Source organism: Dyadobacter sp. Leaf189, from assembly GCF_001424405.1.
Classification (GTDB): Bacteria; Bacteroidota; Bacteroidia; order Cytophagales; family Spirosomataceae; genus Dyadobacter.
Window position 1 is genome coordinate 321899 of record NZ_LMPS01000004.1, and the last position, 13168, is coordinate 335066.

At 47.3% G+C, this 13168-nt stretch carries 8 protein-coding genes; 2 read left to right on the top strand and 6 right to left on the bottom strand.

Annotated features, from left to right (window positions below; all coding sequences use genetic code 11):
- The first annotated feature begins 97 nt into the window (after positions 1-97).
- Positions 98-5734: an AAA family ATPase gene (locus ASG33_RS10655; RefSeq protein ID WP_056284224.1), complete on the top strand. Its 5637-nt coding sequence runs from the start codon at positions 98-100 to the stop codon at positions 5732-5734.
- Here the strand turns inward: ASG33_RS10655 and ASG33_RS10660 are convergent.
- The 3 genes from ASG33_RS10660 to ASG33_RS10670 all read right to left on the bottom strand — a co-directional run bounded on the left by ASG33_RS10660 (position 5729) and on the right by ASG33_RS10670 (position 8112).
- On the bottom strand, positions 5729-6061 hold the full coding sequence (locus ASG33_RS10660; protein WP_056284227.1) for an Hpt domain-containing protein: 333 nt from the start codon (positions 6059-6061) through the stop codon (positions 5729-5731). The genes ASG33_RS10655 and ASG33_RS10660 overlap by 6 nt on opposite strands.
- A complete protein-coding gene (locus ASG33_RS10665) occupies positions 6058-6762 on the bottom strand; it encodes a response regulator transcription factor (protein ID WP_056284230.1) in 705 nt (234 codons plus the stop codon). The genes ASG33_RS10660 and ASG33_RS10665 overlap by 4 nt, the downstream gene beginning before the upstream one ends.
- Before the next feature lie 210 nt (positions 6763-6972).
- Positions 6973-8112 (bottom strand): NAD(P)/FAD-dependent oxidoreductase, encoded by a 1140-nt coding sequence (locus ASG33_RS10670; RefSeq protein WP_056284233.1) that lies wholly within the window; start codon positions 8110-8112, stop codon positions 6973-6975.
- Positions 8113-8205: 93 nt separating this feature from the next.
- Here ASG33_RS10670 and ASG33_RS10675 point away from each other — a divergent pair, with 93 nt between their 5' ends.
- Positions 8206-9159: an AraC family transcriptional regulator gene (locus ASG33_RS10675; protein WP_056284236.1), complete on the top strand. Its 954-nt coding sequence runs from the start codon at positions 8206-8208 to the stop codon at positions 9157-9159.
- Here ASG33_RS10675 and ASG33_RS10680 read toward each other — a convergent pair.
- The 3 genes from ASG33_RS10680 to ASG33_RS10690 all read right to left on the bottom strand — a co-directional run bounded on the left by ASG33_RS10680 (position 9156) and on the right by ASG33_RS10690 (position 13132).
- Positions 9156-10070 carry an AraC family transcriptional regulator gene (locus tag ASG33_RS10680; protein WP_056284239.1) on the bottom strand — a complete coding sequence of 305 codons (915 nt, stop codon included), beginning with the start codon at positions 10068-10070 and terminating at the stop codon, positions 9156-9158. The genes ASG33_RS10675 and ASG33_RS10680 overlap by 4 nt on opposite strands.
- A gap of 13 nt (positions 10071-10083) precedes the next feature.
- Positions 10084-11013, bottom strand: coding sequence for an alpha/beta fold hydrolase (locus tag ASG33_RS10685; RefSeq protein WP_056284242.1), 930 nt, complete (start codon positions 11011-11013; stop codon positions 10084-10086).
- Between the two features lie 295 nt (positions 11014-11308).
- Positions 11309-13132, bottom strand: coding sequence for a RagB/SusD family nutrient uptake outer membrane protein (locus ASG33_RS10690; RefSeq protein ID WP_056284245.1), 1824 nt, complete (start codon positions 13130-13132; stop codon positions 11309-11311).
- Positions 13133-13168 lie beyond the last annotated feature (36 nt).

Below are 13168 nucleotides of genomic sequence, written 5' to 3' on the forward strand. Positions count from 1 at the left end.
ATAAAAATCGGGCGGCGGGATTTGATGATATAAGGTGAAAGTCAGACTTTGCAGGACTTTGATATACACAGTATTACGATACTCACGACCTCTGGCTATGATAAACGTTCAGGAATACCGGATCTTCAATGTATTACATAAAGAACTGCATAAATCAACGGTACGCGCGGAAGATTCAGCCACCGGAGAATCGCTGATTTTGAAGGTTGTTCCTTTTAACGGTGTTCACGATGCGGCTGGTCAGGAAATCGAGCAGGAATTTGAATTTGGCAGCCAGTTTACATTCAGCCGGATTTTAAATCACCGTCGCTTGCTGCGGCCGGAAAATTACCTGGTGCTCGAAATGGACGATTTCGAAGGCTGCAACCTGGAAGCTTATCTATCAGAAAACCGGCCAGCAATTGATGCCGCGTTGAAGATTGCATCGTCTTTAACACAGATCATCGAAGAGCTGCAATACCATAACATTGCGCATCCGGATCTGCGGCCGATTCATTTTCTGATCAATACAGATACACTTGAAACCCGATTGACTGATTTATGCTACGCCGTTTTACAGGATAATTCAGGTCAGGTTACCCGGGCGAACACTTCCCTGGCTGCATTGCAATATATGTCGCCTGAGCAAAGCGGGCTGATGGACATTCCGGTGGATTTCCGGTCGGATTACTACCATTTGGGCGTCATGTTCTACCAGCTTTTTACCAGTGTTTTACCATTTGAAAATGCCGATCCCAATGAGCTGGTGCATGCACACATGGCGCGATCGGCCGCAAACCCGTCAGAAATTAACCCGGAAGTACCAGTTGCGGTTTCGGAGATTATTCTAAAACTTTTATCCAAAAAGCCTTCCGGGCGTTACCAAACCACAAGCGGGATCAGGCACGATCTTGCATGTTGCGCGACAAATTTAAATAAGGGGAATGTGGCATTTCAAGTCCAAATCGCCGCGCATGATACTGCCGGCGAGTTCAGTCTGCCGGATAAGCTGTATGGACGTGACCAGGAGATCGCGCTTTTAACTGCAGCTTTCGGGCGCATTGGTGAGCGCAATGAAATGGTACTGGTTTCAGGTAATTCGGGTATCGGTAAATCGTCGCTGATCCGGGAGCTGCAAAACCGGATAGAAGCTCAAAACGTGTTGTTTATTACAGGAAAGTTTGACCAATATGTGCAGAATATCCCATTCGAGGCGATTATACAAGCTTTTAAAGAGCTCGTCTGCAAGATTTCACTCGGTGACCGGGGCTGCTGGAAAGCACAGATACTGGACGCAGTGGGTCTTTTCGGGCAGATCATAATTGATGTAATTCCCGAGCTGGAAAAGATCATCGGAACGCAGCCGCTGGTAGAAAGCCTGACGCCCATTGAAGCGCAGAACCGCTTTGTGAATGTGTTTACACGGTTTATCAATGTTTTTACCAAAGAGGAACACCCGCTTGTCATTTTCCTCGACGATCTTCATTGGGCCGACCCTTCCAGCTTGCGCTTTCTGAGCCGGGTTACCTACTCGGTAGAAGGCTCCAACCTGCTGATCATCGGCACTTACCGTGACAATGAACTGACTGAAAACCATCCGCTGCGCGCTGCATTAAAGGATATGGACGCGGCAACAGCCGGCCTGACCCCATTCACATTGTATCCGTTACAATCCGCGGACATTACTGAAATGGTATCCGACACGCTTTCCTGTCCCCCGAACATCGCCGCCCGGCTAGCCGACGTGGTGCTCACCCGCACGCTCGGCAACCCGTTTTTTGTCTCGGAAACGATCAAAGACCTGGTAGCGAACGGACTGGTAGCATACAGCAGTCAGCAACGTAAATGGACCTGGAATCAGCAGGAAGTAGCCGGTTATGCATTGTCGGGAACATCGCAGCAACTACTTACTTCCAAGATCAACAACCTGGGGGAACCAGCACGCCAGGCCTTGGTGACCGCATCGTGCATTGGTTCGGATTTCGATCTGATCATGCTTTCGGCATTAAATGATAAAACGCCGCAGGAAACGGCGGAGGATTTGCGCGAGGCGGTGACAGAAAATTTGCTGCGCCTCTCGGCCGACCGGGGAAATGAGCATCAGTTTCTGACAACAAAACGGTACCGGTTTGTCCATGACCAGGTGCAGCAGGCGGCTTATAACCTGCTTTCACCCGAATCCCGGGACGAAATGCATGTGAATATTGGCTACTTTTTACTTGAAAGACTTTCGGCCGCGGAGCGTTACGAGCAGCTTTTCGAGATCGTCAACCATCTCAATCATCACCCCAAAAACTTTTCACAACCCGAAGAGCGGCATAAAATAGCCGGACTGAATTTTGAAGCAGGCAAAAAGGCCAGATCCTCCGCTGCATATTCAGTAGCTATGGCCTATTTCAGGATCGGGCAGGAAATGCTGACTCACGAAGATTGGACAAATGCATATCAGCTTACATTCGACCTGCATCTGCATCTCGCCGAGAGCGCGTACCTGGCTGGCGACGCAGCAACTTGTATGAGCGTTGCCGAAACGGCATTAGGTCACACAAAAAATGCAGCAGATCGCATTGAATTGTATCATACCCAGATCCAGAGCCTTATATTTCACGAGCAGCATTTGGACGCTATCGCGCTGTCATTGAAAGTATTAAAAGATCTGAATGTTACTTTCCCTTCGAAGGTCAGCACTGTTCACACAATCGCTGGCTATTTGAAATCCAAATGGCTGATGCGCGGCAAGCAAATCGAGGATCTTGAAAACTTGCCTAAAATGACCGCGCCAGATAAGCTGGCTGCGATGCGCCTTTTGCAGAACATTACCGCCGCCTCGTTTTCTGCAATACCCAAGCTGTACCCGGTAATGGTACTCAAAATGGTCGAGCTGTCGCTCAAATACGGCATCGCGCCTGAATCTGCGATCACATTTGCGACTTATGGCGCCATTGTGAATGCCATTGAAACAAATCATAAAGCTTGTTACCGGTACGGAAATGTGGCATTGAAGCTCGCCGACCGGATGGAAAACTCAGCAGCAAAGGCGCGGACATTACTTTTGTTCAACATCGTCAACCGCTCGTCGGGCGAACATATCAATGAATCGCTCGAACCACTTCGGGTTGCTTACCAAACCGGGGTTGAACGTGGCGACGTGGAATATTGCTCCTATGCATCAAGCTCTTACAGTTTCCACTTGTTACTTTCCGGAAAAAACCTCCATTGGGTAAAGCACGAAATGCTACGTTACAAGCAGCTGCCCAAATCGCTCTCCAAAGAACCGGTTTCGCATTATAACGAGCCGCTGATTCAGATCGCCTGCAACCTGCTGGGCGAGAATAATGACCCTGTCGTTTTGACCGGGGATTATTTCGATGAAGGAGCTCATTTTTCCGGCATTTTTGCTTTGAAGAATAACTCCCGCATGTTTGTCTGCTTTGCCTATAAAATGGCGCTTGCCTGTTTCTCCGGTGAAACTGAAAAAGGACTGGAATATGCTCGGCAGGCTGAGCGGTTTGCCACCAATGTGCGCGGTACCCAGTTCGAATCGCTTTTCTCATTCTTTTTCAGTCTGCTGAATAGCGCGGTTTACAAAACGGGGCGCGGAAGTAATTCTCATTTAAAAAATGCTGTCAAACATTGCGATAAATTAAGGAAGCTTTCCCGGCACATTCCCATCAACCTGGAACACAGGGTTTATCTGCTCGAAGCCGAGATTTTTGCTGCAAAAGGGAAGAGTGAGCAAGCCGCTGTCAGCTACGACAAAGCCATTAAGACCAGCAATGCGAACGGACATTTGCACGAAGCAGCGCTGTCCAATGAGCTTTGCGGCAGGTTTTGGAATGAAAAAGGCCAGATCAAAATGGCGCTGACTTACCTGAGTGCGGCATTGGACGGTTATAGAGAATGGGGTTGTGTGATCAAAGAGCGACAATTGTTGGCTGAATTCCCGGTGCTTTCACAGGATATCTTTGATCAGGCGCTTCCATTCACCTCCAAGGCTACTGCGGGAGAGAGCATTGTTTCCACACTGGATCTGGCTACACTGATGAAAGCTTCTACTGCAATTTCCAGCGAGGTAGTTTTCAGCAGGTTAATGGAAAAGCTCATGCAGTTCGCCATTGAAAATGCGGGCGCGCAGTCGGGCTATTTCGTTCTGGACTGGGGCGGTGAATTGTACATTGAAGCCAGAAGATCGGTGATTGATGAAGTAAGCGACGTCCGCAAGCTGCGACTGGCCGATTCGAATGAAGTTCCGGCCAGCATTATCGAGCACGTTTTTCACACAAAATCAGACGTTGTCCTGCACGACGCACTTGCCAGTGATGCTTTTAAAAACGATCCGGTAATCGCAGAAAGGCAAATCCGCTCTGCATTGTGCATTCCGGCATTGAACCAGGGCAAGCTGGTGGGTGTGCTTTATCTTGAAAATAACCTGGCCACAGCGGTATTCACCAATGAACGCACACAGCTTTTAAAGTTATTGTCAGGGCAAATCGCAGTTTCCATTGAGAATGCGATTCTCTATGAAAAGCTGGAACAAAAAGTGGCGGTACGAACTGCGGAAATCCAGGTTCAGAAAGAGGAAATTGAACGTCAGAAGCAGCTTGTGGAAGAGAAATCAAGGTTCAAGGAGCAGTTTTTCGCTAATATGAGCCACGAGATCCGCACACCGATGACGGCGATCCTGGGCATGTCGGAGCTGATCTTCGATACCCAGCTCGATGCGAAGCAAACCGAGTATGCGAAGGGGATCAGGTACTCTTCCGAAAACCTGCTGGCGATCATCAACGACATTCTCGACTATTCTAAAATCGAGGCTGGCAAGTTTTCATTTGTAAATAAACCATTTCAGGTGCGCGACAGGATGAACAGACTGGGTTATATCCTGAGAGTAATTGCGGAAGAAAAGGGACTTAATTTGCAAGTGGCCGTCGACGATGATGTAAGTCTGCAACTGATCGGCGACCCGATCCGACTGCATCAGATTTTGCTTAACCTGGCCGGCAATGCAGTCAAATTCACCGATAATGGCGGTGTTTCGATCCGGGTAAGTGTAGTGAACAAAGACCGGGAAAGTGAGGAGCTGCTATTCGAGGTAACCGACACGGGCATCGGCATTGCGCAGGACAAGCTGGCTTATATATTTGAAACGTTCACCCGCATTGACGACGATCTGAACACCAAACAATCGGGGACCGGGCTGGGATTGTTTATTGCCAAAAAGCTCGTGGAAGAACAGGGCGGCAGCATGCAGGTGAACAGCATTCTGGGCCAGGGTACCACATTCAGTTTCAACCTGACTTTCGAGATCTGCAACCCTGGTGAGCATGTGGAGGATGAAGACAATGAAAGAATACTTTCCGGCGTGAATATCCTGCTGGTGGAAGACAACCTCTTCAATCAGGTCGTGGCGGAAGAAACTTTGAAAAAAATCATCCAGAACGTGCGTGTTACGATTGCCGACAATGGTGAGATCGCGCTGAAAAAGCTGGACGAAGCAAGTTTTGACATCATATTAATGGATGTAAAAATGCCCGTCATGGACGGTTACAAGGCAACTCAGGCGATTCGATTGCGGGAAAAAGATAAAAACACGCCTATTCTCGCCTTTACTTCCAATGCGAATCCGGCCGAAGCGCAAAAGTGCCGGAATGCAGGTATGAACGATTATATCACCAAACCCATTGAAGCCAAAAAATTAAAATATAAGATCAGGAAATTGCTGGAAGCGACAAAGCAGATGGAGCAAACGCTATAAGCTGTTTTCCGGAAATTCCGCTTGCATGAATTGATCGAAGGCTTTTATAAACTGACTGATCCCGGCTGCGATTGAGCTGGTATCTCCATTGTCGACATTTTCTTCCATTTCCCGCATCTGCTCAGCAAATTCCGTTATGCCCAAGTAGCTGAACTGGGTTTTAAGGCTGTGGAACGAAGTTGAAAGTTCTTCCCATTCCTGATTCTCGCAAAGGCCAGGCAGTTGCCGAACCTGCGCGGGTACCTGTGTTTTAAAAATCAAAATAAAACGTGCGACAAGTTTTTCATCGCCTGACATCAGATTTTTGAGCAAAGACAAATCGATCATCCGGCCACACTTTGTTTATACACCAGCTTATAACCTTCTCCATGCAGATTCAGGATCTCCACGGAAGAATCGGGTTTCAGGAACTTGCGCAGCTTGCCGACGTATACATTCAAACTATATCCGCGGTAATGCTCCTCATCGCCCCAAATTCCCATCATTGCTGCATCGCGCGTGAGTACTTTATTCTGATTGTCGCAAAACAGTTTCAGCAGCTTGGACTCAATGGAAGTAAGCTTGATTTTTTCACCTGCAACTGTGAGCTCCCGGAGTTCGAGGTCAAATTTTGAATCGCCCCACTGATATTGGTCAATCACAACCGATTTCTCCTGCACTTTTACCCTTTTCAAAATGGCTTTAATCCGCAAGTAAAGCTCTTCCATGCTGAATGGTTTGGTCAGATAATCGTCTGCCCCGAGCGTCAGGCCTTTGATCTTGTCCTCTTTCAGCGATTGCCCGGTCAGGAAAATAATGGGTGTCATTTCATTGATTTCCTTGATCTCTTCGGCCAGTGTAAAGCCGTCTTTTTTAGGCATTTTAACATCCAGCACACAGAGGTCAAACGAATGTAGTTTAAATGCGTCGAGCCCGGCCTGTCCATCGTGTTTCAGCATGACCTTGCAGCCCTTCATTTCCAGATATTCCTTGGTCAATTCACTGTATTGGATCTCGTCGTCGATCAGTAGTAAGCTTGGCGTTTCCATTGTGTTGAGTTAGTGCAAATTTCGGGATGCAAAGGCGGCAAAAATAGAGTTATATCGTCCTCCATTTCTTTTTTCCCCAATATTCTTATTGAATGGTTTTGGTGTCATATTTCCATTCAATGCAAATAACAAAAAGCGGCAAAAACAGCCACAGGCTGACAGCAATGCATTCACGGTCAACTGCATACAGAACCCTCCTATACAAATTGTTTACTGCACCGGAGACATGAATCTCTGGAAAGTAAAGTCGCGTTGACGAATCTCCATCTCATTCTCGCTGGATGCTCTTTGGGCATCAGATGCATAGGCAAACATCTTGTGCTCATAATCTTCAATAGCGGCCTGCATGGTTTCATAATTATCGCTGGTCAGATTACCTGCTAACAATAAAGCGTCCATCAGGCCAATATTTACACCCTGACCGGCAAAAGGCGGCATCAGATGTGCGGCATCTCCGATCAGTGTCACTGGTAACGGTCGGTTTACTTTCCAGGGATTGTCAAGAGACAGTTTTCGGGTGGGCAAACCAACAAAGAACGATGTGGCCTTGAACAATTCATGATAACGCTTGTCCCAATCCGCAAATCTTTCGGAAAGGTAAGTGCAGATACGGGCCGGGCTTTTAAAATCCAGTCCAGGACCGTTCGACCATTCTTCTGGTTTTTGGAATGTTACTCCGTAAGCCAATGCCCCGTGATTATCGGGGTTTGCTACCAGTAAGTTGCCTTGGTACGAACTCATCAAAATATTGCCGTTACACAATTGGTAGAAGTTGGGGCATTTCTGTGCCGGGTCAAGCACTTCGCCCTGGATAATGAAGGTGCCAGTGTCTTCGACCTGTGCATCTGTCACATAAGATCTTAGCCTGGACATCCCGCCGTTTGCGCCGATCACCAGATCAGCGGCAGCATCCGGTTTTCCGTCAAAATGTAGCTTCCATTTTCCATTGTCCCGGGAAAGCCCTGTCAATTTTCTGTCCCAAAGTACTGTGCTGGTAGCCAAACTATCAAGCAGTAAAGTCCGTAAATCATTTCTGCTGATTTCGGGTTGATCAAATTGGTTTTCAGCGGTTGGTTTGTTAGAAAAAATAACATTGCCGTGCTGATCGGCCAGAGTCCTCCCCATTGGTTTTGCCAGCGCAAAATAGCGTTCGAGCAAACCTGCTTTTTTCAAGGCAGCTTGCCCCGACTCTTTATGAAGGTCAAGGGTCCCACCCCAGATTCTGGCCTGAGCGTCTTTGTCCCGCTCATAGACAGTGACATGGACACCTTGTTGTTGTAATAAGCTGGCCAACGTAAGACCAACCGGCCCAGCGCCAACAATGGCTACCTGTTTGTTACTAAGCATCATGAGTTGGTATTGATTAATCCCAATGCAAACTTACCAAGTCTGTTAGAAGCAAATTAGCTACATTAGACTCAAAAATAGTCTCAAAAGACTTTAATGGAAGAAGATAAACAATCAACAATACCCAAAGTGCTGATCGGGCTAGCTCATCGACTAGGGACAGAGGTGAAAAACTGGCGACTGGATATTCCCCAGAAATTCGGTAGTGGTTATTGCGCGGGGTTCGAGTTCAATGAGTTTATCCGGCTGATTATTTTCAATTACCAGCTCCGAGAAGACCTCGTCATTGACAATCCGGATATAGAAACTGCGGAAAGAATGATCCTGTTTAAGTTCCAGCATGTGCTAACGACATCAACCGATGTACCAGCAGATCAGCAGGCCCCGTCGGTTTTGATCGTAACCAGTCGCCTGAACCCTAACCTGGTTATTCCGATTCAACGGAACCGGGCAATGATCAATGTAGAAATGGACGCCACTTATCTGAAAAGACTCTTTTTGTCTCACAAATCGCCGGTCTTGCAGGGCCTGCTGGAAAACACGCAGCCTTTGTTTTTTGAAGAAATGGTATTTCCCGCTTTACAGACCATCATTGATCAGCTGGTAAGCGAAACGGTTGATGACAATTTTGCCTTATTTTTTCGGCGTGTAAAGACCGAGGAACTGATTTGCCGGTTGTTAATGGCCCTGGAAAAGCGGAATGAAAACCAGCTTTATGCATTAAATGGCAAGGATATTCAAACCATTTACCGGATTAAGGAACAAATGCTGGAACACCTGGAAGTCCCGCCGGTAATTAGCGAATTAGCGAGTAGCGCCCAAATGAGTCCAACGAAACTGAAAAGGTTATTCAGACAAATGTTCGGCAACAGCATATTCAGCTATTATCAGGCATTCCGCATCAATGAGGCGGCGCGTCTATTGAAAACAGAAAAGCTGTCGGTTTCAGAGGTAGGATATCAACTCGGCTTTGCCAACCTGAGCCACTTTTCCAGGGTATTCGAAAAGCATATTGGTGTTAAGCCAAAGAAGTTTTCAGTTATGCTTTAATTAAAAGAACGCCTGAAATCCAACGGCGAAACACTGGTTTTGAGTTTGAAAAGTTTGCTGAATGACTGGGGATGTTCGAACCCTAATTCGTACGCTATTTCGCTGATCGAAGCATCGCTCGTCGATAACTGTTCCTTTGCTTTTTCGATCAGGTGATTATGAATGTGCTGTTGGGTATTCTGCCCGGTAAGTGATCGCAGCATATCACTTAAATAACTCGCACTGACGTTTAACTGCTCAGACAGAAATTGAACAGTTGGAAGCCCCTGCTTTTGGGTGGGTGTTGACTGAAAGTAGGAATGTAAAATGTCTTCCACCTTTTGAAGCAGATCGCTGCTTACTGCTTTACGGGTAATGAATTGCCGGTTGTAGAACCGGTTGGCATAATTCAGCAGCAATTCGATCTGAGAAATCACAACGTCCTGGCTGAAATTATCGATTCTGTCTTTTAATTCTTCTTCAATGCTTTCAAAAACAGAAATGATCGTGGTCTTTTCCTTTTCGGATAAGTGCAGCGCTTCATGGATAGAATAGGAAAAAAATCCGAACTCTTTGATCTTCCGGGCTAGTTCGTAACCCAGTAAAAAATCCGGGTGGAAAAGTAGAGTATAACCAGACTGATCACTGATTGGTGCGTGGCCTCCCGTGATCTGATTAGGCGAAACAAAGAACATTCCCCCCTCGTCGAAATCGTAGTAATGCTGCCCATATTTAAACTTCCCCTGGAAGTTCATCTTATAAGAGATTTTGTAAAAATTAAGAATATGGGGACTGGGAAGTCTTTCCAACGGAACGGTCCCATCAGCATTGTTGATTAAACTTACCAATGGGTGCATAGGTGCCGGAATGTCCAGCGCCTTATGCAGCCTTGATAAGGAATGGAATCTATGGCTAGACAGCTCATCCTTCATAATAATGCCTGTTTTATAATTTACTTTCAATACTGCCTAATGCACCCTGTACGCCGTTAAGGCTTTTCCTGGCATCTTCCCAGCTTGTATCGTTTGGATCAAACATACTCCGAACATAGGCAAGAATGCTTTCACATACAAAGGCAACACGCTCCGGATTTTCATCACTTGTTTCGCGGGCATCATACCCTGATATGCCACCAAAAATGTGTTCGGCACCGAAAACAGTCAGCAGGTCTTTTGGTCCCGGACTTTGATAATAAGCGTCCGCACGCCAATTATCCACATCAGAGAACATGAGGTTGATGTCTTTGTCCCCATTCACAATAAGGGCTGGCAAAGTCATGGTACCGAAATTGCCCGCCGCCAACACCGGATAATGCTGTCTGTTTACTCCGTTAAATCCTTCGGGCCCACCAGACGCGCCAATCAGCACCAGGGCTTTTAATCTCGGTTCTGCAGCATTCACTATTTTACCTGTGGCGGGGTCGGTTACCTCCATACCTGCCAGCATGGCCACGGTCTGGCCGCCCATGGAATGACCGACGGCAGCCACTTTTGCTTTATCAACTCTTCCGGTCAACCCGGGTACTGTCGCAATAATTTCGTCCAGATGATCCAGGATAAATTGCATATCCGTTGCCCGTGAACTCCAAAACAAGGGTGCTTCCGGAAGGAACGAAGAAAGCGCAAGTGCCCTCGAATTTTGATGAGTGGGTTGAATTACCACGAAGCCTTTTGCCGCAAAGAAATCAACCATGGGGGCATATCCCTTGTACGAAGAAAGAAAGTTAGACGGACCATGTCCATGCGAAAGAAGAATGACCGGCAGGTTATTTCCGCTGGCAGGAGCAGAGACTTTCATTTCAAGGTCTACGTGACGGCCGGCAACGGGTAATACAACCGGACTAAAACTCATGATGGGTGTTTGTGACTGTTTCATTTGATCTTTGATTAAATTTTGATAATGCAAAGTTCATCAGCCCTTAACTCCCCGGCGTAGTGAAATCGGGGCATTGCTTAGCCAAAATCCGGAAAAGGGATGCATTACGGATACACTTAGTAAAGGCACATAATATTTGAAATCATCCAGTATTGGTCGGACATTGTTCCGTTGCGGTAAAAACAAGAAGAGTGCAGACGATTGAAATCAATCATCTGCACTCTTCTTGTTATCCGTTTCGCGTTTGGCTACGCATTAACTCCCGACTATGCCGCCGGAAGGATTTGATGAGCAGCTATTGCCACAATGGGTGCTGTTTCAGGTTTGGATTAACCAGTATATCCTGATTGCTGACAGGACGGTAATAGTACTTTTCCGGAAAGCTGAAAATGTTATTCTGCGCTTTGATCCTGATAAATCCTTTATCGCCGCCCGTCAATTCAAAAGGTGACGCATTCAGTTTATATTCGAAAATCTCGGCACCCGGATATTGCTGACGTACCTGCTCAATTCCTTCACCAGCTTCCGAAATGTAGAATTCCGGCACACCGTCGCCTGAGATATCTACCGCCCCAAGTTTGCTGATGTAAATGCCCACCGGCGTTTCAGCCGCGAGGTTTGCTACTTTCCAGCGTTTCAGATCGTTCAGGCGAAAACCTTCGCAGGCAAGCTCCACGCGACGCTCACGACGCAGTTCAAGCACAGCTCCGCGTTGTGCAGAAGTAATATTGGGATATTTGCCGGCAAGGCGCGCATCGATGTTTGCGAGCCAGTCGGCAAGCACCGGCGCGGGCATTCCAACACGATCACGTAGCGGTTTTATCGCCAGGTCCAGGTCCGCCTGCGTAAGCTCACCCAGCTCTGCCTTGGCTTCACAGAAGTTGAGATAAACCTCCGCCAGTCTGAAAACAGGATTGTCGGTATGCCCGCGTCCGCCTGCGAGGTCAATCTGGTCTGCATCTGTCGGATAAGATTTGACCTGCGGGTAGCCGCCTATGTTCCAGTTCGGGTAAGCGATCTTCGGATTGCCCGGCATTTTGAAACCCGGCTGCATGAATGTTTGATTCAGACGGGGATCCCTGTTTTGGAAGACCTGCCAGTAGGTCATGGTCTGATAACCTGCAACCTGCTGGAACGGCACTGCTTTTCCATTCTGGACCGCCAGATACGCTTCCAGCAAATCACGCGATAACCCGGTATTTTCATTAAAAACTGCTTTTTTGGTATTGGTAACACTTTCAGCAAGGTTGTATTCCCTGATCAGGATCATTTCAGGATTACCGCTCAGGCTTTCGCTGTTGAAAAGCGCTTCATACGCTCGTTTACGTTCGCCGGCCCCATTGGCAGTAACAATCGAGAAAAGACCGGTATCCATCAGTTGTTTTGCTGCGTCCCGGGCAGTTTCCAGAAAACGGTTTCCATCGTTCAGGCCCAGCTCCTTGCGGTATTTTCGTGTGGTCCCTTCTTCAAGCGCAATGCGGCTCTGCGCGGCTAGCGCAGCGTACTTCGTCAATCGTGTTTTGGATACTTTTCCATCGATAGAAGGCTTGATATGCTCCACCGCAAACGCAAGGTCCGCCATAATCGAATCAACCACAACAGCTCTTGGATCCTGGGATTTGAAAAGTAGCTCGGTATCGGTAGTCTTTAATGTACGTCCATACCAGGGGACATTGGAGTATTGTCTCACCAGATCGTAGTAATGCAGAGCCCGGAAAAAACGTGCAATGCCGACATAATGGTTAATATCCGCAGCAGCTCCGGTAGTCTGATTTACCCTTTCGAGCATGAAATTAATCGTACGCAACCGGTTCCATTGTGAAGCCCACTGGCCTACATTATCCGGATTGACCACGCCTCTCATCACCATATACGCATACTCGTTATCGATAGCTGTGGCCACCACATTGTCGGAACCCCGGTCATTAACAGGATCGGGCAGATAGGTGTAAAATTGATTGGAGTAAATTTCAAGATCGGCAGGTGTAGCGAAGAATGCATCGGCAGTAATCTCCGTTTCGGGACGCACATTTAGAAAAGCGTCGTCGCAGCTGCCAAGGAAGATTGCGGCTAAAATTGCCGGAACCAGGGATCTATATTTAATCAGCTTGATTTTCATAACAGATACAGTATGATGTCATGCATGCACATGACA

Bases quoted from the DNA above. Each gene is read 5' to 3' on its own strand.
- ASG33_RS10675 (WP_056284236.1), top strand. From the start codon at position 8,206: ATGGAAGAAGATAAACAATCAACAATACCCAAAGTGCTGATCGGGCTA.
- ASG33_RS10690 (WP_056284245.1), bottom strand. From the start codon at position 13,132: ATGAAAATCAAGCTGATTAAATATAGATCCCTGGTTCCGGCAATTTTA.
- ASG33_RS10655 (WP_056284224.1), top strand. From the start codon at position 98: ATGATAAACGTTCAGGAATACCGGATCTTCAATGTATTACATAAAGAA.
- ASG33_RS10665 (WP_056284230.1), bottom strand. From the start codon at position 6,762: ATGGAAACGCCAAGCTTACTACTGATCGACGACGAGATCCAATACAGT.
- ASG33_RS10670 (WP_056284233.1), bottom strand. From the start codon at position 8,112: ATGATGCTTAGTAACAAACAGGTAGCCATTGTTGGCGCTGGGCCGGTT.
- ASG33_RS10660 (WP_056284227.1), bottom strand. From the start codon at position 6,061: ATGATCGATTTGTCTTTGCTCAAAAATCTGATGTCAGGCGATGAAAAA.
- ASG33_RS10680 (WP_056284239.1), bottom strand. From the start codon at position 10,070: ATGAAGGATGAGCTGTCTAGCCATAGATTCCATTCCTTATCAAGGCTG.
- ASG33_RS10685 (WP_056284242.1), bottom strand. From the start codon at position 11,013: ATGAAACAGTCACAAACACCCATCATGAGTTTTAGTCCGGTTGTATTA.